Genomic DNA, 22,284 nt, shown 5'->3' on the forward strand with positions numbered 1-22,284 from the left:
GGTTCATCCTCAATTTCTGTGATTCAGTGGCAGCATTCTCGCCCTCATCAGTTGTGGGCCGGCGCGACCGTACATTGCTCGCTTCAGCATCTTGAGGCGGTTGATCTGCCCTTCGGCTTGACCGTTGCTCCACGGGAGTTCGATTGCATTTTTGACGGCATCAATATCCCGGCGCAAAACGCTGGCGAAACGCATGATTGCCGTGAGCTCGGTGTCGATGGCATCGTCGATCCATTCATCCAGCGCGTCCGGGCTCCTGCTGCGCAAGATGCCGTTGAAGCGCATGGCCAAGCCACGCATTATGGCGAACGCTCGAGAGCCCTGCTTCAATGCATCGACGTTTCTGGCCTGGCGATCTGTCAGCAAGCCGCGCGGCTTTATGCACAAAGCGGCTGCCACCACAGACGAGATCATATGGCCCGTGTCAGGATCGCGGACGGGTTCTGAAACATCCGTCTCCGGAAGCGGCTCGTCGGGTTGAATGTTTTCGACCTCACGCCACACCTTCAACAGGCGCTCCAGATTGGAGCGGCTGCCCGTGTAGCCGCGGTTCTTGATGTCGTAAAACAGATGGCGCCCAATGCGGTTTCCATTCCTCCAGCATTCAGCCAGAAATGTTTCAAAATACAGTGGCGATGTCGGATTCAATGTCGCTCGGTTTCTGTCTCGAGGCGCATTGGAAGTAAGCCAATTCGCGATGCTGCGGCGCTCGTATCCGGTCCGCCTTGCAATCTCGCTGTAGGTGAGGCCCTGCTGCCGCAAAGCTTGAAACGTGTCGAATATTTCCTGACGAGATTGCCTGTGCGCCAAGCGGGCACGGCGCTGCTGTGACCTGGCGCTGGCGATAGCATCTTCAGAGAGAATGGGTCTAACATTGGCGTGACCGTACACGCTCATCTGTTCCTTGATCGCCTCCCTGAGATTTTGGACCAGATGAAAACGGTCAGCCACCTGGAGGGCCTGCGGGGCGCCCTCTCGGGCTGCCTGAGCATACAAACCACAGCGATCTCGGCTCACGACCTCGATCGTCGGACGTTCTTGCAACCAAGATTTTGCGCTCTCGACGCTGCGGTCCTCCAAAACATCGACGACCGAATGACGCTCAAGATCGACCATGATCGTCCCGTACCGCGAGGAATGCCGCCAGCTCCAATCATCGATGCCCACAACCCGAATAGTGTCTTTTTGCGTGGACGCCGGATTATCGCGCTTCAATTGCCGCAAGATCGTGTCGTCGCTGACCGGCATGCCAAGCCGATGCAGCAAGTGCTCACCTGGGCGACCGCCCATCCTGTGGCCAATCAAGCCCACAATCTCAGCCATCCGTTCAGTTCGTCGCATGTAGGGTGAAGCAATCTCAGGCAACCTGTCGGTGAAGGTTCGTCGCCCGCATTTCCGGTGTCTGCACTGCCACCGGTTCAGTGCGAGCTCGATTTTCACAACTTGACCTTGAACAGGCAAGTCCTGGAGGCGGCGGTTGTGCCAGCCGTGGCGATGCCGGCTTTGCGTTCCACAATCCGGGCAGATACCGACAGGTTTCGCAGCGGCAGAAACAACCCAGTTTTCTTCATCTTGAACGGTAATACCCAGAACCTTGACCCCTGGGCCGGGTGACCATTTCAATTGCGCTCGCATCCCCGCAGATAGCAGTCGAGGCGCTAACACTCTGTTAACCACAGAAATTGAGGAAGAACCTGATTAAGTGCAAAACGACATTAGCCGACAAATGACTTGCCGAAATTGATGTCGCGCAAGACCGTTCCGCTCAGACGCAAGCAGCCGCCACCCGAAGCTATTTGCCAAGCGACAACCTGATGTAGCGCCCGATGATAAGCGCGGCCGGATAGAGGACTTCCTCTTCAGTCCTGGCGTGCAGGATCAGCTTCTCGGCGAAGTCCATATATTTCGGCTTGTTCTCGGCCTTCGCCGCCGCGACCAGTTCGCCAAGCGCTGCCACGATTTGCTTGTGCTCGGCTAGCATTCCATCCAGTTCGGTCTCCAGTCTGTCTGTTAGAGTGAGGACGTCGGCCATCTCGGGCATTAAGGTCCCCTTCGCCAGGGTTGCGAGCAGACCCAGCGGAGGGAGTGCGAATTCTTCTTCGCGGATAAAATGCGGGTGCAAGAGTCTTGCGACCTCTTGTGCGGCTGCCCCAACACGGCCGCCTTCTTTTGTTGCGTCGACCAGTTCCCCGTGAAGTTCGGTGTGCTCCGTCTTGAGCGGTTCAGGGATCTTCCATTCCATGGCTTGCTCCTTTGACGCGGTGCCGAGCCACGGGACATCAAAGGGCACCCGATTCGGTCCCGCGGGGACGGCGGCTCCATCCCCGCCATCATAGGCTCTCCCGGAGAATGGGCAATCTGGTGTCAATCCATCATGCATGGTCTCGGCAACTGGTCCAGCATTCCACCACCAAGCTCTGTTCTTGTGCGTACGATTGTGCAAGTGAGATCGCTCCGAGCCACGCGGCCCACCGGGCCAACTATGCAGACATTTGCGACATCTTGCGTTGTTACGCTATGGCGCGGCGACGGCTGTACGCTTCCTGAAGCGACGGCCACTTCGACTCGCTGCCGGCGAGCGCGATGAGCGCGTCCGTCTTCAGCACGGCATTGGAACGCCCGGCCGTTGCGATCCCACCGCAGTCCACCAGCCTGCTGATGATCCTCGAAACGGTTTCGATGGACATCGCGAGATAGTCGGCGATGTCCAGGCGCGTCATCGGCAAATCGATGACCGTGCCTCGGTTCTGCACCTGGCCGCGTGTCATCAGCAAGAGAAAGGTGACCAGCTTTTCCTCTGCATTCCTTCCCGAAAGCAGCACCATCTGATCCTGAGTTGCAGCCATCTCATCACAGAGTTTCGAGTACGGTTGCTCGTTGAGGTGCGGCTCGCGCTCGCTCAGGCTGCTCGAAGCAGTGTTTCGGCAAGCGACGGACTTCGACGGGCGTGATCGCCTCAACGGTGTAAAGGTAATACCCCTCGGCGAAACGCCGAGCAGATCTCCGTTAGATGCCTACAATCTTAGGGTGAATGCTGCATGTTGGAAAACTAAACGTTGACGCGGCAATCCAAGCCCCTTATAGATGCGGCATCGATCTTTTGCTTGCCGAGCTTTGTCTACCGCGCGATTGGCACCGCGCCTTAAGCGAACTTCCCTTTCAAAAACAGTCGGTTTCTACCTGCGCAGCATAGGCTGCGCGGTTCCTCACTCTATGCTTTGAAAGGGTTCATCATGACCACAGGCACAGTAAAATGGTTCAACTCCACCAAGGGCTTCGGCTTCATCCAGCCTGATAACGGTGGCGCAGACGCGTTCGTGCACATCTCCGCTGTCGAGCGCGCCGGAATGCGCGAACTTGTCGAAGGGCAGAAGATCGGCTTCGAGCTCGAGCGCGACAATAAGTCCGGCAAGATGTCTGCTACCAATCTGCAGTCCGCCTAAAATTGAGATTTGCTTCCCTTTGACCACGGATGTACTGGCACTGCCGGAAGCTGTTTCAACAAGGCCAGGCGTTTTGCCTGGCCTTTTTTGTTTCGGTTGCTAAGCCGAACTAGTTGAGGTTCCAATGATAGAAGCACACAGCAAATCCCGCCAGCAGGCGGAGATCGCCTTCATGAAAGTCCGGACGCAGTTCTTCTCCAAAAACAACGCGATAGAAGAGGTGGAATCCGTCGCTCAGGCCCGGGATGCCAAGACTCTCCGGCTTCGAGAGGCACGTCTTGCAAAGGAGTTGGCCGACCGCTTGTCGGCGCCACCCTACCTCATCGCCAAACGCGCCAAGGCGCGCTGATCTCTGCTACACTCACTATTGGGATAAGAATGAAGAACGCCAGAAAAAACGAAGTCTCCGACCGCCGAGCCGCATCCGCTGACGCCAAAACTGCTCTCCTGAACGCCTACCGAGCGGCAAGGACTGTGGCGGAACCAGCTAGGATGGCAAGGCAGGCCGAACGCGCAGCCATTGCCACCGCTCGTGAAGAGCGGCGTGTTGAACGCGAGCGTCTGAAGCTTGAGGAGCAAAAGCGTATCGAGACCGAGGCGACAGCGCGGCAGGCAGCCGTTGAGGCGGCGGCAGTCGCCGAAACCGAAGCGCGGGCGATCGCCGAAAACCCACGTATAGCGCAGGGATCGAAGATGAGGCGGTGCGGAAGGACAACCGCGACCGGCGCTATGCCAATCGCAAGGCAAGACAAGGATAGCTTTTGCTGCCACCCGACAGCATGGCGATGTCATTCTCGGGACACTCAAAACGAAAGGGAGCCCCGATGGCACCGGATACGAATGAACTCCAGGCGATCAACACGTCGTGGCAAATCGCAATCCAGGAAATCCTGCGCATGGTCATACGTGACATGTACCGTGCCGGCGGCGAGGCAAATTTCAAGGCGCACATCAAACGCATCGAAGAGGCCGCCGTCGACAGCATCTATACCGATCTAAGACTTCGAGGAACCAATGAGTGGACCGAGTTGCTCGTCAAGGAACGGGCGAGCAATTTCGTAACCACCTTGCTGACGTCCTTTACCTACGACCGAGCCTGAATGGGTGCATGTGCGCTAGTTGCGATCGGCGATGTCACGTTGCTTCATCAGGCCGGACAAGGCTTTGGTCTGTGACCTCAGACTGTTGCGCCGGCCACGGCATTCCACAACGCCATCGCGCGGATCCGATGAATGACGCGCGATGGGAAAGCGCTGGTTCTTGTAGCTGATGGTCGGTTCGCTCATCCCCGCCAAATTATCCGCCAACCTTTAAAGCCACAGACAACGTGATATCACCCGTGCAACGCCTTCAGGGAAGGCGTGTCGGCAAGGCGAACACCGGAACGGATCAATTGTGCGCATGTTCGGGACCGTTTCGAATTCGCGTTCTGGATGCCAGATTTGCGCGCACCGAAAGAAGATTCTTGGAGCAAGCCTGACTGGCGACCGCAGGAGCCCGGTCGCTCGCGGTCCAGTGAGAATGAAAGAGGAAGTCACATCGGCCACCGTGCCTCCATCTAGGATGTTGGAAAATCTCATAGGGATTGCCCATGGCGAGTATAGGCTCTGCTTCGCGTATGACGGGCTAATCCGGCTCAGTTATCCAGACGATTCCGAGGCAAGAAGCGTTCGGATGCCTGCTTTAACGGAACGCCATTGCGACAGGCCATTTTTCTCTGGCATCGACCCTTCAACGACTAGCGATAGGTCACGAAAGTTTTCCCCTTGTAAGTTTGGTTGCGGATGATGGAGGCGTGCTACTCCACTAGCCAGCGCTACCTTTCCGGGGTACGGCTTCTCCGACAAGCCCAAGATCCGACAAGCCCAAGAACGGAGACTGGGCACCGCCTCATGTAGCCAAGGCATGGCACGAACTCATGCTGAGGCTTGAATACAAGAGCTACGTGGCTCAGGGTGGCGACTGGGGCGCGATCATCTCCGAGTTGATGGCAATCCAGGCTCCGGCTGGCCTGCTTGGATGCCGGGTACCGTGCCACCGGAGATCGTCCAGCTTGTCCGGACGCGTCAACCCGTGCCCGAGAACCTCTCGAGCGACGAAAAGGCCGCGTTCAAGTCGCAGGACGTGTTCTACAATCAAGGCTTCGGCTACGCCGAAATGATGAACACGCGTCCGCAAACAAGGGCTACTCCCTTGCGGACTCGCCAGCGGGCATGGCTGGTTTCTATTACGAAAAGTTCGCCACCTGGAGGTACACCGACGGACATCCCGAAAAGGCGTTTACCAAGGACGAAATCCTGGACGCCATTACCCTGTATTGGCTCACCAACACAGATACGTCGTCGTCACGTTCCTACTGGGATGCAGCCCAGTTGGGTGAGGTCCGTTCGCCCGGAGAACGATCAAAAAGTTGCCTGTCGGTGGCGACACGTCCAGCCATGCGCTCGGCGAAATGGGCATTTCCGCCCTCACGCTGAAAATGCCACTGCCGCAAACGCCCGGCTCTCCGCTATGCATTGCCCATGGCGGCCCGGCGGACGGCCTGCAGATTGCGCTCAAGGGCGGTCAGGTTGGAGGCGACGACTACTTCTCCATGATCCGGGCTGGCGAGGTCTAACAGCCGAAAACACGGTTTTGCCTCCTTCTTTCTCAGGCGCCGGCGGCTGATGGCACAGTCGCGCCCGCATATCGCCTTCGCTCGGCCCGCCGCTTGCTGCATGCCTGTCGGGCCGCTGAAAGGTGCTCTGGCTGCGATCCCGACGGCCACCCAACCTCCGTCTTTCCAATTATTCAGCGGGCGGCTCCGCGCCGAATACTGTGGGCGGGATATCCGTGGCCGGCATTCCACCATGCCGTAGGTGCTGTCAATCGTGGCGCTTCGATCGAGCGACGAACGGGACATGCCGACATCAAACTGCCTCGGGCAATCCCGGCAATGCGAGTGTTTGTCAGTCATATAAACAAACCTGTAATACAAGTTTGACATATGTTCGATAATCTGTCTAAGTATGTGTTATACAGGATGGCTCAGTAAGCCGGCCCAATTCGCATACCGGAGGAACAATGATCATCACCGACGTCGAGGTGCGGGTTTTCCGCACGACCACACGCCGCCACTCGGACAGTGCTGGTCACGCGCATCCCGGCCCGCCGCATCAGGTCGAGCAGGCAATGCTGACAATTCGCACGGAAGACGGTCACGAGGGGCATTCCTTTACGGCGCCGGAGATCGTCCGGCCGCATGTCATCGACAAGTTCGTCAAGAAGGTGTTGATCGGGGAAGATCATCGCGACCGCGAACGGCTGTGGCAGGATCTCGCCCATTGGCAACGCGGTTCTGCAGCACAGCTCACGGACCGCACCCTGGCGGTAGTGGATTGCGCGCTGTGGGATCTGGCAGGGCGTACCTTGAAGCAACCTGTATACAAGTTGATCGGGGGTTATCGCGACAAGGTGCTCGCCTATGGTTCGATCATGTGTGGTGATGAGCTTGAGGGCGGCCTTTCAACCCCCGAGGACTATGGGCGCTTCGCCGAGACCCTCGTCAAGCGCGGCTACAAAGGCATCAAGCTGCACACCTGGATGCCGCCGGTCAGCTGGGCTCCGGACGTGAAGATGGACATCAAGGCCTGCGCCGCTGTGCGCGAAGCCGTGGGGCCGGATATTCGCCTGATGATCGATGCCTTCCACTGGTATTCCCGCACCGATGCGCTTGAACTCGGGCGGGGGCTCGAAAAGCTGGACTTCGACTGGATCGAGGAGCCAATGGATGAGCAGTCGCTTTCTTCCTACAAGTGGCTCGCCGACAATCTCGACATTCCCGTCGTTGGCCCGGAAAGTGCTGCCGGCAAGCATTGGCACCGTGCGGAGTGGATCAAGGCGGGTGCGTGCGACATCCTTCGCACAGGCGTCAACGACGTCGGCGGCATTACGCCGGCGCTGAAGACGATGCACCTTGCCGAAGCATTCGGCATGGAGTGCGAGGTGCACGGCAACACCGCGATGAACCTGCATGTCGTGGCCGCCACCAAGAACTGCCGCTGGTACGAGCGCGGCCTGCTGCATCCGTTCCTCGAATATGACGACGGGCATGACTACCTGAAGTCGCTGTCCGATCCAATGGATCGCGATGGCTATGTGCACGTGCCGGATCGTCCGGGGCTCGGCGAGGAAATCGACTTCAGCTTCATTGAAAACAACCGCGTGCGGTGACGAGCGGGGACCTTGCGATGAAAACCGTTCTCGCTTTCGGAGACAGCCTGACCTGGGGCGCCGACCCGGCAACGGGCCTGCGACATCCGCCGGAAGGGCGATGGCCTGAGGTTCTGGGCGAAACACTCGGTGGCCTGGCAAGGATCATCCCTGAAGGCCTCGGCGGCCGCACCACCTGCTACGACGACCATGCGGGCCCCGCATGCCGCAACGGCGCCAAGGCGCTGGAAGTGACGCTCGCCAGCCACATGCCGCTCGACCTCGTCATTGTCATGCTCGGGACCAATGACATCAAGCCTGTCCATGGCGGGCGGGCAGAGGGGGCCGTTTCCGGCATGCGCCGGCTCGCGCAGATCGTCGAAACCTTTCCCTACAAACCGAAGGGGGCGAAACCGAAGCTTTTGATCGTTGCGCCGCCTCCCTGCTCACCCGGGCCTGGCGGACATCCGGCGGCGGGCCGCAGCGTGGCCGAATCCGAGCGGCTGTCTCCGCTCTACCGCAAGCTCGCAGAAGAGCTCGGCCACCCGTTCTTTGATGCTGGCTCGGTCACGCGGGCGTCGGAGATCGATGGGGTGCATCTCGAGGCCGCGAACACGGCAGCAATCGGACGGGCGCTCGCCGTGCCTGTCGGCGAAATTCTTGGCTGATCCGGTCTTTGCCTGTGGAGGAACAGGCCGGCGGATCTTGTAATCGGAAGGCCGCTTCCCGAGTGGACGGCCGCAAAGGAGGAAGCATGAAACACTTTCTAGCAACGGTCGCATTCAGTGCGCTTCTCGTCACGACGATGCCCCATGTCGTCCTGGCCGAAACACCGGAAGATCAACTCGTCGTCGCCACGACCATGAGCAATATTTTGACCCTCGACCCGGCCGCCATCACCGGTCGCGAGACGGTCCAGGTGCTGAACAACATCTATGACACGCTGGTCGTGCTCTCGCCGCAGGACCGCAGCGTTCAGCCGCGGCTGGCAGAACGCTGGGAAGTGGCCGACGACCGCATGTCGATCCGGTTCCACCTGCGCAGCGACGCCAAGTTTGCTTCCGGCAATCCCGTCACCGCCGAGGACGTCGCCTGGAGCCTGAAGCGTCTGCTTGCGCGCAATCTGGCGCAATCGTCCTTCCTCAAGACCCGCGGCTTTACGCTGGAAGCGGCCGACAAGCTGTTCGTCGTCGAAGACGATCGCACCTTCGTCTTGCATCTGGCGAAGGCTGACGACCCGAACCTGATCCTGATGATCCTCGCGCAAAACGGACCCGGCTCGATCATCGACAGCAAGGCGGCGCTCGAAAACGAGAAGGACGGCGATCTTGGGGCCGCATGGCTGACCTTGAATTCGGCCGGCTCCGGTCCGTTCACGCTGACGCAGTGGAAGTCGAACGAATTCATCATTCTCACCCGCAATGGCGAGTACTGGGGCGAGGCGCCGGGAATGAAGCGTGTATTGCTGCGCCACCTGCCGGAATCGCAGTCGCAACGCCTGCTACTGGAAAAGGGTGATATTGACGTTGCCTATTCGCTTCAGGCGCCGGATCTGAAGTCGCTGGAAGCGGACGAGGCGATCACGATCGAATCGACCCCGGGCTCGGGCTTTTACTACCTCAGCGTTTCGATGAAGGACGAACGGTTCGCCAACAGGAAGGTCCGTGAGGCGCTTCGTTATCTCATCGACTACGAAGGTCTCGACAAAGCGGTGATGCCCTACTACGGCAAGCTGCACCAGCGGCCGCTGTCGACGGGGGTCCTCGGCGCTTTGCCGGATGAAGGCTACAAGCTGGATGTCGCGAAGGCCAAGGCCCTGCTTGCCGAGGCGGGCTATCCGGACGGCTTCAAGACCACCTTGCGCGTCCTTTCCGAAGACCCCTTCATGAAGGCGGCGACCGCCATCCAGAACACCCTTGGCCAGGCGGGTATTCAGGCCGAACTCATTAGCGGCTCGGGAGACCAGATCTACGGCGCGATGCGTGAGCGCAATTTCGAACTGCTGCTTGGCCGTGGTGGCGGCGGCCAGCAGCCGCACCCGGACAACAACCTCAGGTCCGTTGCCTATAACCCGAACAATTCTGATGACGCGAAGCTCACCAACTACCAGAGCTGGCGTACCAGCTTCTTTGACGAAAAGCTGAACAAGATGATCGAGGAGGCGCTGGTCGAGCGCGACACCGCCAAGCAGATCAAACTTTATGAAGGCGTACAGACCTACATGGACGAGATCGTCATGTCGATCCAGCCGTTCTCGGAAGTCGTCGACACAGCAGCCTTCCGAAGCGACGTGAAGGGCATGATCGTCAGCCCCTGGCTTTCGCGTTTCGAAGGGGTGAAGAAGGAACGGTAATCCCGGCCCTTGGCCTGTATCGAATCTAAAAAGGCGCGTCGCGAGACGCGCCTTTTTCCGTTTTTTGCGAGCGCAAATGAAACCGCCTGTCGCTTTAAGGAACGCCGCCCCTTACTCTCTTGAAATGATCGGGAACGGCGCCGGCGGCAACGTCAGGATCGACCGCCGTAAGTCCGGCCACGGCTTGACGCGGCGACCGGCGCGAGGTCGGACATGTGCTTCACCTGACCCCCATCTCGATCGATGCGGTGTTGTCCGCAGTGAATCCCGCTGCGCCTCATGTCGGTGAACGAGCGCCGTGCGCGGGAGCACGAAAATGCTCGAGGGCGCGCGGCGGTTCTTGGGGCAGCTGCAGGCCGCAACCGCGTTTGGGCCGACATTGCCGACGTCGGGCATGGTGAATTGCCGATAAACTCCAGTGCTCGTCCCCCGCAGCAAGAAAGGCCCGGCAAAAAAAAAGCCCGGCACTGGGCCGGGCAAGTCGGGGGAGAATTTTGTTCACGCATCGCAGGCCGAGGAGGGTAGCCTTGCAATGGAGTTGGCTTGCGGGAGCTTCAGTGCGCGCCCTCATATTCCAGCGAGGCGCCGATCAGTTCGCGGGCATAGGGATGGGTCGCGCGATTTCCGGGGATCGCCTCGCGCGGCAGAACTTCGGTGATTTCGCCATGGAGCATGACGGCAAAGCGGTCGCACATATGGTCGACCACGGCGAGATCGTGCGTCACCATGATGTAGGTGAAGCCACGTTCTTCGCGCAGGCGCTGAAGCAGGTTGAGGATCTCCGCCTGCACCGAAACATCGAGCGCCGACGTCGGCTCGTCGAGCAGCAACAGCGATGGCTCGAGGATCAACGCGCGAGCGATCGCCACCCGCTGCCTTTGGCCGCCGGAGAGTTGGTGAGGGAACCGGTCGAGGAACGAGATCGGGAGGCCGACATCGGTGATGGCCTTGCGCATGCGCTCTTCGCGGTCACCAAGTTTGTGGATGACGAGCGGCTCGTTGAGGACGGTGCGCACCGACTGGCGCGGATGCAGCGAGCCGTAAGGGTCCTGGAACACCATCTGCAGCATGCGGCAACGCTTGATGAGCGGCATGTCGCGCACCGGCTTTCCGCCGATGAGAATGTCACCGGTCCAAATGTCTGTCAGCATCGAAACGCAGCGCAGGACTGTGGATTTGCCCGAGCCGCTTTCGCCAACGAGCCCGAAGCACTCGCCGGGTTGCACCGAGAAGGTGACGCCTGGAAGAACCTTGGCGGCCGTTGGACCCGTGCCGAAGGTGATAGCGAGATCGCGGCATTCGACTGAAACGGACATCAGGCAATTTCCTCCAGCCATTCAGGACGGCGATCAAGCACGGCAAGCGGTGCGCGCCCGCCGCCGATCCGCGGCTGCGCCGCGAGCAAGCCGCGCGTATAGGGATGCTTGGCCTTGTCGAGGTCCGCAGCCGCCAAGGTTTCAACGATTCGACCGGCATACATGATCAGGACGCGGTCGCAGAAGTTACGCACCAGGTTCAAGTCATGGCTGATCATGATGAGGCCGATGCCGCGATCCCGGACAAGACCATCAAGGATGTTCAGCACCTGCAGCCGCACCGTCACATCGAGCGCCGAAGTCGGCTCGTCAGCGATGACGAGGTCCGGGTCGGCAAGCAGCATCATGGCGATCATGACACGCTGGCCCATGCCACCGGATATCTCGTGCGGATATTGGTCGTAGACGCGCTTCGAGTCGCGGATCTTCACCGCTTCAAGCATGGCAAGGGCCTTGTCGCGCGCTTCGGCCTTCGAGCACCTGAAGTGCCGCAGATAGGTTTCCGCCACCTGGTCGCCGACGCGGCGAATGGGGTTTAGCGAAAACTTCGGATCCTGCAGGATCATCGACATGCGCCGGCCGCGGACCTTGAGCATTTCCTTTTCGGAGAGTGACGGCAGATCGAGCTCGGCAAAGCAAAGTCGGTCGGCGGTAATGGTTGCGCCGGGCAGAAGGCGCAAAAGCGCGCGTCCGACCGTCGATTTGCCGGAGCCGCTTTCACCGACGATGCCGAGACGCTCGCGTCCCAGAGTGAAGGAAACGCCGCGCACTGCGTCCGTCGGAGCGCCGCCATAGCGGATGCGCAGGTTCTCGACTTCGAGAATGGTCTTTTCCATGGGGCTATCTCCGGTTCATCTGCTTCGGATCGAGCGCGTCACGCAAGCCGTCGCCAAGCAGGTTGAATGCGAGACTGACGGAAAGGATGGAAATGCCTGGGAAGGTGACGAGCCACCAGCTGTCCAGCATGTACTTGCGGCCGGTCGCGATCATCGCGCCCCATTCCGGAAGCGGAGGTTGCGCACCGAGTCCGAGGAAGCCGAGGCCCGCGGCGGTCAGGATGACTGTCGCCATGTTCAGCGTCAGTCGGATGAGGACCGAAGGCAGGCACATTGGCATGATCGACTTGAAGATGATGCGCGTCGAGGAGGCCCCTTGCAGTCGTGCAGCCGAGATGTAATCCGCTTTGCGGAAGGTCATCGCCTCGGCGCGCGCCAGCCGTGCGATGGGCGGCCAGGAAGTGAGCGCGATCGCGATGATGGCATTGTTCAGGCTTGGGCCGAGTGCTGCGACGAAGGCGAGCGAGAGAATGAGGCTCGGGAAGGACAGGAAAATGTCGGTGATCCGCATCATCACCGTATCGACCTTGCCACCGAGATAACCGGCCGTCGTGCCGATGATGAGACCGATCGGACCGACGACGATCGAGACGAGGAAGATGATCGTGAGTGTGATGCGCGCGCCGAAGACCAGCCGGCTGAAGATGTCTCGGCCAAGCTCGTCGGTACCGAAGAGGTGACCGTTGCCGGGCGCCTGCAAGGTGTAGGCGAGATCTTGCGCATAGGGGTCATGGGTCGCGATAAGCGGCGCGAAGGCGGCGACAAGGACAAGCAACGCCAGCACGAAAAGGCCGAAGGTCGAAGTCGGGCTCTTCAGCAGGAAAAGAACGATGTTCTTCAGCGCTTGTACGGGAGCCGGCAGACGGAAGGTGGGTTGAACGCGCGTGTCCATCAGCGTGTCCTCGGATCGAAGATGCGGTAGAGAACGTCGGACAGCAGGTTCAGTCCGATGAAGATGATGCCCACGATCAGTACGCAGGTCATGACGGCATTCATGTCGCCGGTGATGAGATTGCTGGTGAGGTACTGGCCAAAACCCGGCCAGGCAAAAACCGTCTCGATCAGCACTGCGCCTTCGAGCAGGGAGCCGTAGGCAAGCGCAATGATGGTGACCAGCTGGACGCGAATGTTGATGAAGGCATGCTGCCAGATCGTCTGGCTGCGCGAAAGACCCTTCACACGCGCGGTCGTCACGTACTCCTGGCCGAGCTGATCGAGCATGAAGCTGCGCGTCATACGCGTGATGTAGGCGGATGAGGAATAGCCGAGCAGGGCAGCCGGCAGGATGATGTGGTTGACCGCTGACCAGAAGACGTCCATCTCACCCGCCAATAGGCTGTCGATCAGCAGGAAGCCCGTGCGCTCCTCGACAAGGCCAATATAGAACTGATCCATCCGCCCACTGCCGCCAACGAGGCCGAGATGGGCGTAGAAAACGATCAGCGCGATCATGCCGGTCCAGAAGATCGGCATGGAATGGCCGAAGAGGCTGAAGACGCGCACGACATGATCCGGCCAGCGATCCTTGTTGACGGCGGCAAGGACGCCCAGCGGAACGCCAAGCCCCGCGCCGATGAGGATCGCGAAGGTCGCAAGCTCAATGGTCGCCGGCATAACATGCAGGATATCCTGGATCACAGGCTGGCCGGTTCGAATGGAGGTGCCGAAATTGCCTGTGAAGACGTCACCGAGATAATAGAAGAACTGTTCCCAGAGCGGTCGGTCGAGGCCCAGAGAGCGGTAAACCTGCTCATAGGTCTCGCGGGTCGCGTCCTCTCCGACGATGGCGCGGACGGGATCGGCAGGCATCAGCCGGCCGATGAAAAAGGTCAGGAGAAGCAGGCCGAGCAGCGTGACCGCGATGGTCCCGATCTGTCCGGCCGCGCCATAGAAGCGGATGCGGCGTAGTGACATGGTTCCTCCGTGTGTCAGTCGCCTGAAGGTAAGGCGGTACAGGCTCCTATCCTGTATGACAACTTCGGCAAACCTGTCACAGGCTTGTCATGCTGTCAAGCCAAACCAATCACAGGAAATCGTCGCGCCGGGGCGTGAAGCAATCGATGAGCTCCCCCGCCTCCAAGCACTGGCAGCCATGTTCGGTGTTTCCGGGGATAACGAGACTGTCGCCAGCCTGCAATTCATAGGCCTCGCCGTTGCGGAAGAAGCGAAAACGGCCGCGCGCCACATAGGTGGATTGCACGTGCGAGTGGCGGTGCAGCTTGCCTTTGGCGCCGGATTCAAAGCGAAACGACACGACCATGAGTTCGGGGGAATCGGAAAGAACCTGACGGGTCACGCCAGCGTCCGGCGATACTGCGGGGAAAGTGGGGAGAGTCATGTAAACCTCGGTGATGTTGTATAACAACATCACCATACATGTTCTTATATTTGTATGACAACTGTGAAGTCGCCTTCCGGATCAACTTTCTTCGGTTGCCATGGTGCGCGAACGCAAAAGCACTTTGTACCGATCTAGGCTGCCGCGAAGGTGGGCGCGCATCCGTTCGCGCGCGGCTTCCGCATTTCCCTCGATGATGGCATCGACGATCTGGCCGTGCTCCTCCTGCAGGTGGAGGTTATAGTCTTTCGGGCGCGATCCGGGCGCCGAGCCCTGCAATTCGCCACGCGGGATGATGCCGGAGCGGATCAGCTGAAGAAACTCCGGGAAGCGCCGGTTCTGAGTGGCCTCCGCAATCGCAAGGTGAAGCTCGAAATCCGCCTCACGCGTGGGCGCGCCCGATGCCAGGCATTCGCCGACACGGTGATGCGCCTCGAGGATCGCCTCTATCTGTGCTGCAGAGCGACGAGATGCAGCAAGCCCTGCTGATTCCACCTCGAAAACCGTCCTTAATTCAAGGAGTTCGATCACCGAGGAAATCCGTTGGGTCGTAAGGTCCTTGAAGGGCTGGTTCTTGTCCTGCTGGGTTTCAAGAGCAAAGATGCCGGCGCCCTTGCGTGCCTCGACAAGACCGTCTGCACGCAGGATCGCGATAGCCTCCCGAACGACAGTCCGGCTGACGGAATATTCCTTTGTGAGGGCGCTTTCGCTCGGAAGCCTGTCGCCGGGGCGAAATACACCCTCCGTCAGCTCGCGGCGAAGTGCAGCGCTGATCTTTGCCGCTAGCGAGGTGCCGCGAACGTGATTGTTTTCGGCTTCCATTTTCACTCCGCCTGTGTCGAACCTGTCTGGCATGTTAGCCGTTATCTGTTCGAATGCAAGGGCGGCTGCGGACGCGCATCCTCAGCGTGCGGCCCGCAACATGGAGCGGTAGCGTATCTGGCTGTTCTTGAGATGGTTGCGCATCGCCGCGCGTGCTGCATCCTCGTCGCCGTTCTGTATGGCCAGAAGAATTGCCTCGTGTTCGTTCAGAAGACGGCTGAGTTCGTCGGCAGGAAGAAGAGCCTCCTCGCCGCTATCCACGATGGCGCGACGGGGGATGACGGCCGGTCCGAGCGCCTTAAAAAACTCGCTAAAGCGCGGATTGTTGGTTGCTTCGGCGATCGCGACGTGAAAGCCGAAATCAGCCTCGGCGGTCGGTTTGCCCGCAGCCGCGCAGGCAAGGCATCAAAGGCTTCGATGAGCTTGCCTTCCTGACCGGGCGAGCGGCGAAGGGCTGCAAGTGCGGACGCGTCGCCCTCGACTGCGGTTCTAAGCTCCAGCGTCTCGATCAGCGACGACACGCGCGTGAGGTCGACCTGTTGAAATGGCCGCCGCGCGGACGCAGCCTGCTCCAGCAGGAATACGCCCGCTCCTGCCGAGGTTCGACCAGACCGTCGGAGCGCAAGGCCGCAATCGCTTCGCGTACGACGGTGGGTGAGCTGTGCTTCGGACGGCAGGCGGTCGCCGGGATGGTAGCGCCCCTTAGCTATCTGGGAACGAAGAGCATCCGTAACCTGCGCCACAAGCGTCTTGCCCTGGAAGGCGGAGGGATCGGATGTCGTCGCTGTCATCATGTAAGGGGCCGCTCCCCAAGATCTTCGTCGGTCCGTTTGTGGATACGCCATCAATGGGTGATGGTGCAATCCGTCGCTACACCGACTTCAGATCCTGAGGCATCAGGCGCTCAGGAATGTTCTGATAGGAGATGGGCCTTAGGAACCGGCGGATGGCCATGGTACCGACCGAGCTTGCGCCGAAATTGGTGGACGCGGGATAGGGACCGCCGTGAACCATCGCATCGCAGACCTCGACTCCGGTCGGATAACCGTTGGTCAGGATACGGCCCGCCTTGCGCTCAAGGATCACCATGAGCTTGCGCGCGAAATCGACATCGCCGTCGTCGAGATGCAGGGTTGCCGTCAACTGTCCCTTGAAACGCTTTGCCACCACGATCATCTCTTCGAAGCTCTCGACCGTGACGATCAGTCCAAGTGGACCGAAGACTTCCTCTGCAAGGACATGATTGCCGAGCCATTCACGCGCCGGGACGAGAAAGAGATTGGGCGTGACATCCCGCTGACCACAGCTTGTGCTGAGAATCTCGCGAACGCCGCCCCCCTTCGATACGCGGTCGCGTCCTTCGCGATAGGCCCTGGCGATGCCTTCGGTGAGCATGACCTGCGGCTCGACGCCTGAAAGTGCTGCGCGGGCAGCTTTCGCGAAGGCGGGCGCCTGCTCGGCAAGGATCACCGCGATGCCCGGATTGGTGCAGAATTGCCCGGCCCCCATGGTGAGTGAACCTGCCCATCCCTTGGCGATCTCCGCGCCGCGCGCCTTGATCGCCTCCGGCAGGAGAAACATGGGGTTCACCGAGCCGAGTTCGCCGAAGAAGGGAATGGGCTCCGGCCGCCCTGCGCAAAGATCGAAGAGCGCCCGCCCGCCGGCAAGTGAACCGGTGAAGCCGACCGCCTTGATCAGCGGGTGCGTCACGAGGCCCGTACCGACGTCGCGGCGGCCACCCTGGATCAGTGAAAACACACCTGGATGCAATCCGTGCGCCTTGATGGCAGCCAGGGCAGCCTCGGCGACGATCTCGCCGGTCCCCGGGTGGGCCGAATGACCCTTGACGACAACAGGGCAGCCTGCCGCGAGCGCCGAGGCCGTATCGCCGCCCATGGTCGAGAAGGCCAGCGGAAAATTGGAAGCGCCGAAGACGGCAACAGGACCGATCGGTCGTTGGATCAGACGGATGTCGGGACGGGGCAGGGGCTTGCGGTCCGGTAGGGCCTCATCATGTCGCCTGTCGAGGTACTCGCCCTTGCGAATATGGGAGGCAAACAGCCGAAGCTGGCCGGTCGTGCGTGCGCGCTCGCCTTCAAGGCGGGCGCCCGGCAATCCGGTTTCCGCGCTTCCGATCTCGGTGATCGCCGCCCCGCGCGCCTCTATCTCGTCGGCGATGGCGTCGAGGAATGCTGAGCGCTCGTCGCGGGTCGAGTAGCCGAAGGACCAGAAGGCTTCCTCCGCGGCCTCGGCCGCTTTGTTCGCCAGTTCGGTCGTTCCGACGGAGAAATCAAAGGCCGGGCCAGACGCCGGCTCGCTCTTGAATGTCTGCCCGGTTGCGATCCATTCGCCTGCGACCAGATGTTTTCCATGCGGCTTGAAGATCATTCATCACTCCCTAAAGATCGGATTGTCGACATAGGCACCGCCCTGAAAGCGAGCCGTGGATTCGTCGGGGCCGGGCTGCGGCGGGGCCTCCGCGAGGCGCGTCCGGAAGGTTTCGGCATTGTCCCTGGGTTTCCAGCCCAGCCAGCCGAGGTGTGCGTTGTCCCACCAACCGGCGTCGTTTGCCGATGCACCCCAGATCACGGGACAGCCCAAAACCGGGACGCGGAAGATCGCCTCGATCAGCGACGCGAAGTCTCCATGAGAAAGCCAGGTCGACAACGTCCGGTAATTCGTTGGCTCTGGCGTACAGGAGCCGATCCGCACCAGCGCCGTCTCCTGCCCGAACTTCTCGAAATACAGGCGCGCAAGCGCCTCGCCGAAGCATTTGGAGACCCCGTAGAGTCCATCCGGGCGAAATGGGGCAAGGGGATCGAGCCGTTCGGCTTGCGGATAGTAGCCGATCGTATGATTGGAGCTCGCAAAGACGATGCGCGGCCGGCCATTTGCGCGGGCAGCCTCAAAGAGATTGTAGAGACCGGCGATGTTTCCGCGCAGGATCCCCTCAAACGGGCCTTCGACCGAAGCTCCGCCAAGATGGACGATACCGTCGCAGCCGGCGACCATGTTGTTCACGGCTTGAGCGTCGGCCAGATCGCATTGAATGAGCTCCTCGCGGTCAGCTGGCGCTCCAAGACCTGTGCGATCAGCAAGGCGGATCGTGTCGGCCAGGCCAGAGAGCCGTGTGCGCATCACGCGGCCAAGCTGACCCGCCGCGCCAGTGATGAGAAGGCGTTTCAATCCAGGTCTTCCCCTTGAGGAGTTGCAATCGAAAATCGAGGTTGGCATTTGCCTCTTGACGTTGTCAGACATATCATACAACTATGCCTAACACATATTACATGTTGGTCGCAATCACTGAAGGAGGACATTCATGCTGACCGTCGAAACGCGGCAGGCCGTCAATCCGGACTACGCAAGGACACTCGACACCGAGGGCCTCCGCAGGCATTTTCTCGCTGAGGACATGTTTCGATCGGGCGAGATCCGGTTGATCTACACCCACTACGATCGCTTCGTGATGGGCGGGGCCGTGCCTGCAGGCAAGCCGCTGACGCTCGACAAAGTGGAGGAAACCAAGACGCCGTCGTTTCTCGACCGGCGCGAGATGGGCATCGTCAATGTGGGCAAAACCGGCACGGTCACGACCGAACAGGGGACCTACAGCCTCAACCGCGGCGACGTTCTCTATCTTGGAATGGGTACGGGGCCTGTAACCTTCTCCGGGGAAGGGCGCTTTTACATCACCTCCTGCCCTGCCCATCGCAGCCTGCCTGCGAAGCTCGTGACCATTGCGGGCAGCAAGGAGGTTAAACTCGGCACGACCGAAACCTCCAACAAGCGCACGATCAACCAGTTCATCCACCCGCTGGTCATGGAGAGCTGCCAGCTTGTCCTCGGCTACACGACGCTTGAAGATGGCTCTGTCTGGAACACGATGCCGGCGCATGTCCATGATCGCCGCATGGAGGCCTATCTCTACTTCGGCATGGACGAAAAATCGCGAGTGCTGCACCTGATGGGCGAGCCGCAGGAAACCCGCCATCTCTTCATTTCCAACGAGGAAGGCGCGATTTCTCCCCCCTGGTCCATTCATTCGGGCGCTGGCATCGGCTCCTACACGTTCATCTGGGCCATGGCTGGCGACAATGTCGACTATACCGACATGGAGTTCATCCAGCCGGGGGAACTGAAGTGACAAATCCCTTTTCCCTTCAAGGTCATAAGGCCCTTGTCACCGGCGCGAACACCGGGCTTGGACAGGCCATCGCCGTAGGCCTTGCTGCGGCTGGCGCCGAGGTGACTTGCGCGGCGCGGCGCGCGCCTGAGGAAACGCTTGAAATCATCGCAAGAGCCGGCGGGGAAGCCGCTTCGCTTGCTCTGGATTTCGCCGATCCCATGGCCGCACGCGACGTTTTTGCCGGAAAGGGCTACGATATCCTCGTCAACAATGCCGGCATCATTCGCCGCGCCGATGCGGTGGAATTCAGCGAGGCCGACTGGGACGACGTCATGGACGTCAACGTCAAAGCGCTGTTCTTCACCTGCCAGGCATTCGCCAAGGAACTGCTGGCAAAGGGCCGGCCCGGAAAGATCGTCAACATCGCATCGCTGCTTTCCTTCCAGGGGGGCATCCGCGTGCCCTCCTATACGGCGTCCAAGCACGGCGTCTCGGGGCTCACCAAGCTGCTTGCCAACGAGTGGGGCGCGAAGAGCATCAATGTGAACGCGATCGCGCCCGGCTACATCGAAACCAACAACACCGAAGCGCTGCGCGACGACCCGGATCGCAACAAAGCGATCCTTGATCGCATCCCAGCCAATCGCTGGGGCAGGCCCAAAGACATCGCCGGCGCTGCCGTCTTCCTGTCGTCGGCTGCGGCCGATTACATTCACGGCGCCATTCTCAATGTGGACGGTGGTTGGCTGGCCCGCTGATGGTGATGCCGACCACGAACTCATCATACATGTTATATGATGAGTTCGTGCCAAACCGGCTCATCTCATTCGAAATTTCCATTCTGAAAACACGCAGAGGACTAAAAGAAATGACCCCAAAACAGATCAAGGCCGCGCTTGGATCGGGCCTCCTTTCCTTCCCGGTCACGCACTTCGACAAAGACGGTCGCTTTGCGCCGGAGAGCTACAAGGCACATGTCGAGTGGCTGGCCGGCTACAAGGCGCCGGTGCTGTTTGCGGCCGGCGGAACTGGCGAGTTCTTCTCGCTGAAGCCCGATGAAATCCCCGGCATCGTCGCCGCCGCCAAGGAGGTTGCCGGCGATACGGCGATCGTATCCGGCTGCGGCTACGGCACCGAGGTTGCGGTCGATATTGCCCGCTCGGTCGAGCGGGTGGGTGCGGACGGTATTCTGCTTCTGCCGCACTACCTGATCGATGCGCCGCAGGAAGGGCTCTACGCCCATGTGAAGACGATCTGCCAGTCGGTCGGCATCGGTGTCATGGTCTATAACCGTGACAACTCCGTGCTGCAGCCCGACACGCTGGCGCGGCTCTGTGACGAATGCCCGAACCTGATCGGCTTCAAGGATGGCACCGGTGATATCGGCCTCGTGCGCCAGGTCACCGCCAAGATGGGCGACCGGCTGATGTATCTCGGCGGCATGCCGACCGCCGAGCTTTTTGCCGAGGCCTATCTCGGTGCTGGCTTCACCACCTATTCGTCCGCCGTCTTCAACTTCGTTCCGGGTCTTGCCAACGAGTTCTACGCGGCGCTGCGCAGCGGCGACCGCGCCACCTGCGAGCGCATCCTCAACGATTTCTTCTATCCGTTCATGGCCATCCGCAACCGCGCCAAGGGCTATGCCGTTTCGGCGGTCAAGGCGGGCGTGCGCCTGCAGGGGTTCAATGCGGGTCCGGTGCGCAGCCCGCTCAAGGACCTGACGGGGGCCGAAGTCGAGCTGCTCGACGCCCTCATCGGCAGTCACAAGCGCAAAGCGTGACGGGCAGGGAGGAGTGGCATGAAGATCACCGCCGTCCGCACCCATCTCCTCGAGCACCGGCTGGCGGTGCCGTTCGAAAGCGCGTCGATGCGCTTTGATCGGCGCGCGCATGTGCTAGTCGAGATCGAATGCGATGACGGGACCGTCGGCTGGGGCGAATGCCTTGGGCCGGCGAGACCCAATGCGGCCGTGGTCGCCGCCTATTCCCCCTGGCTGATCGGCCAGGACCCGCGCCAGACCGAAAAACTCTGGGCGATCCTCTATAATGCGCTGCGTGATCAGGGGCAGCGCGGTCTGGCGATCACGGCGCTGTCCGGCATCGACATCGCGCTCTGGGATATCAAGGGCAAACATCACGGTGCCTCGGTCTCCATGCTGCTCGGTGGCCGCTGGCGCGAGAGCGTGCGCGCCTATGCGACCGGCAGCTTCAAGCGCGACGGGGTCGACCGCGTCTCCGACAATGCCATGGAGATGGCGGAACGCCGGGCGCAGGGGTTTCACGCCTGCAAGATCAAGATCGGCTTTAGCATCGACGAAGACCTGCGCGTCATCCGCGCCGTGCGCGAGGCGATCGGCGATGAAATGCGGCTGATGATCGACGCCAACCACGGCTACACCGTCACCGAGGCGATCCGCCTCGGCAAGGCGGCGGCGGACTACGATATCGACTGGTTCGAGGAGCCAGTGGTGCCGGAACAGCTTTCGGCCTATTGCGAGGTGAGAGCCGGGCAGCCCATCCCGGTCGCCGGCGGCGAGACCTGGCATACACGCTACGGCATGTGGCCAGCGATCGAGAGCCGCGCCGTCGATATCCTGCAGCCGGATCTCTGCGGCTGCGGTGGGTTCTCCGAGATGGCGAAGATTGCAAGTCTTGCTACGTTGCACGGCGTGCGCATCGTGCCGCATGTCTGGGGTACCGGCGTGCATCTTGCCGCGGCGCTACAGTTCATGGCGGCGATGACGCCAGATCCGGTGCGGGTAAACCCGATCGAGCCGATCATGGAGTTCGACCGGACGGAGAATCCCTTCCGCCAGGCGGTGCTGAAGACGCCGATCGAGGCCGTGAATGGTGTCGTTGC

General features: G+C 60.6%; 22 protein-coding genes and 3 pseudogenes. 12 read left to right on the top strand and 13 right to left on the bottom strand.

Annotated elements, in window-relative coordinates; genetic code table 11:
* Positions 1-9 precede the first annotated feature (9 nt).
* The 3 genes from ACTJKM_RS34935 to ACTJKM_RS34945 form a co-directional block, all read right to left on the bottom strand.
* On the bottom strand, positions 10-1,635 hold the full coding sequence (locus ACTJKM_RS34935) for an ISL3 family transposase (RefSeq protein ID WP_246812924.1): 1,626 nt from the start codon (positions 1,633-1,635) through the stop codon (positions 10-12).
* Between the two features lie 157 nt (positions 1,636-1,792).
* Entirely contained in the window at positions 1,793-2,242 is a 450-nt protein-coding gene (locus tag ACTJKM_RS34940; RefSeq protein WP_058329602.1) for a hemerythrin domain-containing protein, read from the bottom strand.
* Between the two features lie 268 nt (positions 2,243-2,510).
* Positions 2,511-2,846: a helix-turn-helix domain-containing protein gene (locus ACTJKM_RS34945; RefSeq protein WP_245296275.1), complete on the bottom strand. Its 336-nt coding sequence runs from the start codon at positions 2,844-2,846 to the stop codon at positions 2,511-2,513.
* A gap of 387 nt (positions 2,847-3,233) precedes the next feature.
* On the opposite strand from ACTJKM_RS34945, the gene ACTJKM_RS34950 reads away from it, so the two are divergent.
* The 4 genes and pseudogenes from ACTJKM_RS34950 (at position 3,234) to ACTJKM_RS34965 (ending at position 4,543) form a co-directional block, all read left to right on the top strand.
* Positions 3,234-3,443, top strand: coding sequence for a cold-shock protein (locus ACTJKM_RS34950; RefSeq protein WP_034806062.1), 210 nt, complete (start codon positions 3,234-3,236; stop codon positions 3,441-3,443).
* A gap of 124 nt (positions 3,444-3,567) precedes the next feature.
* On the top strand, positions 3,568-3,792 hold the full coding sequence (locus ACTJKM_RS34955) for a hypothetical protein (protein WP_058329603.1): 225 nt from the start codon (positions 3,568-3,570) through the stop codon (positions 3,790-3,792).
* A gap of 29 nt (positions 3,793-3,821) precedes the next feature.
* A pseudogene (locus ACTJKM_RS34960) lies at positions 3,822-4,201 on the top strand (DUF6481 family protein).
* Between the two features lie 66 nt (positions 4,202-4,267).
* On the top strand, positions 4,268-4,543 hold the full coding sequence (locus ACTJKM_RS34965; RefSeq protein ID WP_057252161.1) for a hypothetical protein: 276 nt from the start codon (positions 4,268-4,270) through the stop codon (positions 4,541-4,543).
* A gap of 15 nt (positions 4,544-4,558) precedes the next feature.
* Here ACTJKM_RS34965 and ACTJKM_RS34970 read toward each other — a convergent pair whose 3' ends face one another.
* Complete coding sequence (locus ACTJKM_RS34970) at positions 4,559-4,729, bottom strand: hypothetical protein (protein ID WP_156437147.1); 171 nt, start codon at positions 4,727-4,729, stop codon at positions 4,559-4,561.
* 1,133 nt (positions 4,730-5,862) lie between these two features.
* Here ACTJKM_RS34970 and ACTJKM_RS34975 point away from each other — a divergent pair.
* From ACTJKM_RS34975 to ACTJKM_RS34990, 4 genes and pseudogenes are all read left to right on the top strand, one after another.
* Positions 5,863-6,060 (top strand): annotated as a pseudogene (locus ACTJKM_RS34975) (nucleotide-binding domain containing protein); the annotation flags it as partial.
* Positions 6,061-6,506: 446 nt separating this feature from the next.
* Positions 6,507-7,655: a mandelate racemase family protein gene (locus ACTJKM_RS34980; protein ID WP_057251595.1), complete on the top strand. Its 1,149-nt coding sequence runs from the start codon at positions 6,507-6,509 to the stop codon at positions 7,653-7,655.
* A gap of 17 nt (positions 7,656-7,672) precedes the next feature.
* Entirely contained in the window at positions 7,673-8,302 is a 630-nt protein-coding gene (locus tag ACTJKM_RS34985) for an SGNH/GDSL hydrolase family protein (RefSeq protein ID WP_057251596.1), read from the top strand.
* 86 nt (positions 8,303-8,388) lie between these two features.
* Positions 8,389-9,987: an ABC transporter substrate-binding protein gene (locus tag ACTJKM_RS34990; protein WP_058329605.1), complete on the top strand. Its 1,599-nt coding sequence runs from the start codon at positions 8,389-8,391 to the stop codon at positions 9,985-9,987.
* 554 nt (positions 9,988-10,541) lie between these two features.
* Here the strand turns inward: ACTJKM_RS34990 and ACTJKM_RS34995 are convergent.
* From ACTJKM_RS34995 to ACTJKM_RS35035, 9 genes and pseudogenes are all read right to left on the bottom strand, one after another.
* Complete coding sequence (locus ACTJKM_RS34995; protein WP_057251598.1) at positions 10,542-11,303, bottom strand: ABC transporter ATP-binding protein; 762 nt, start codon at positions 11,301-11,303, stop codon at positions 10,542-10,544.
* The gene (locus tag ACTJKM_RS35000) at positions 11,303-12,139 is read right to left on the bottom strand and encodes an ABC transporter ATP-binding protein (protein WP_440639712.1); all 837 of its coding nucleotides are present in this window, start codon (positions 12,137-12,139) and stop codon (positions 11,303-11,305) included. The genes ACTJKM_RS34995 and ACTJKM_RS35000 overlap by 1 nt, the downstream gene beginning before the upstream one ends.
* A 4-nt stretch (positions 12,140-12,143) precedes the next feature.
* Entirely contained in the window at positions 12,144-13,031 is an 888-nt protein-coding gene (locus tag ACTJKM_RS35005; RefSeq protein WP_440639714.1) for an ABC transporter permease, read from the bottom strand.
* Positions 13,031-14,053: an ABC transporter permease gene (locus tag ACTJKM_RS35010; RefSeq protein WP_440639716.1), complete on the bottom strand. Its 1,023-nt coding sequence runs from the start codon at positions 14,051-14,053 to the stop codon at positions 13,031-13,033. Before ACTJKM_RS35010 ends, ACTJKM_RS35005 begins: the two co-directional genes overlap by 1 nt.
* A gap of 109 nt (positions 14,054-14,162) precedes the next feature.
* Positions 14,163-14,513, bottom strand: coding sequence for a cupin domain-containing protein (locus ACTJKM_RS35015; RefSeq protein WP_440639718.1), 351 nt, complete (start codon positions 14,511-14,513; stop codon positions 14,163-14,165).
* Between the two features lie 45 nt (positions 14,514-14,558).
* Positions 14,559-15,299 (bottom strand): FadR/GntR family transcriptional regulator, encoded by a 741-nt coding sequence (locus ACTJKM_RS35020; RefSeq protein ID WP_440639720.1) that lies wholly within the window; start codon positions 15,297-15,299, stop codon positions 14,559-14,561.
* A gap of 81 nt (positions 15,300-15,380) precedes the next feature.
* Positions 15,381-16,093: pseudogene (locus tag ACTJKM_RS35025) on the bottom strand (FadR/GntR family transcriptional regulator).
* 76 nt (positions 16,094-16,169) lie between these two features.
* Positions 16,170-17,687 (bottom strand): aldehyde dehydrogenase (NADP(+)), encoded by a 1,518-nt coding sequence (locus tag ACTJKM_RS35030; RefSeq protein ID WP_058329607.1) that lies wholly within the window; start codon positions 17,685-17,687, stop codon positions 16,170-16,172.
* Positions 17,688-17,690: 3 nt separating this feature from the next.
* Positions 17,691-18,485 carry an NAD-dependent epimerase/dehydratase family protein gene (locus ACTJKM_RS35035; RefSeq protein WP_058329608.1) on the bottom strand — a complete coding sequence of 265 codons (795 nt, stop codon included), beginning with the start codon at positions 18,483-18,485 and terminating at the stop codon, positions 17,691-17,693.
* A 133-nt stretch (positions 18,486-18,618) separates the two neighbouring features.
* On the opposite strand from ACTJKM_RS35035, the gene kduI reads away from it, so the two are divergent.
* The 4 genes from kduI to ACTJKM_RS35055 all read left to right on the top strand — a co-directional run.
* A complete protein-coding gene (gene kduI, locus ACTJKM_RS35040; RefSeq protein ID WP_057251606.1) occupies positions 18,619-19,443 on the top strand; it encodes a 5-dehydro-4-deoxy-D-glucuronate isomerase in 825 nt (274 codons plus the stop codon).
* Positions 19,440-20,183 (top strand): 2-dehydro-3-deoxy-D-gluconate 5-dehydrogenase KduD, encoded by a 744-nt coding sequence (kduD, locus tag ACTJKM_RS35045; protein ID WP_058329609.1) that lies wholly within the window; start codon positions 19,440-19,442, stop codon positions 20,181-20,183. The genes kduI and kduD overlap by 4 nt, the downstream gene beginning before the upstream one ends.
* 110 nt (positions 20,184-20,293) lie before the next feature.
* On the top strand, positions 20,294-21,205 hold the full coding sequence (gene kdgD / locus ACTJKM_RS35050) for a 5-dehydro-4-deoxyglucarate dehydratase (RefSeq protein WP_440661848.1): 912 nt from the start codon (positions 20,294-20,296) through the stop codon (positions 21,203-21,205).
* A gap of 18 nt (positions 21,206-21,223) precedes the next feature.
* Positions 21,224-22,284: mandelate racemase/muconate lactonizing enzyme family protein (locus ACTJKM_RS35055; protein ID WP_440661570.1), on the top strand; the 1,061-nt coding region annotated here is incomplete at its 3' end.

The organism is Ensifer sp. 22460 (assembly GCF_052044935.1).
In the GTDB taxonomy this organism is placed as follows: Bacteria; Pseudomonadota; Alphaproteobacteria; order Rhizobiales; family Rhizobiaceae; genus Ensifer.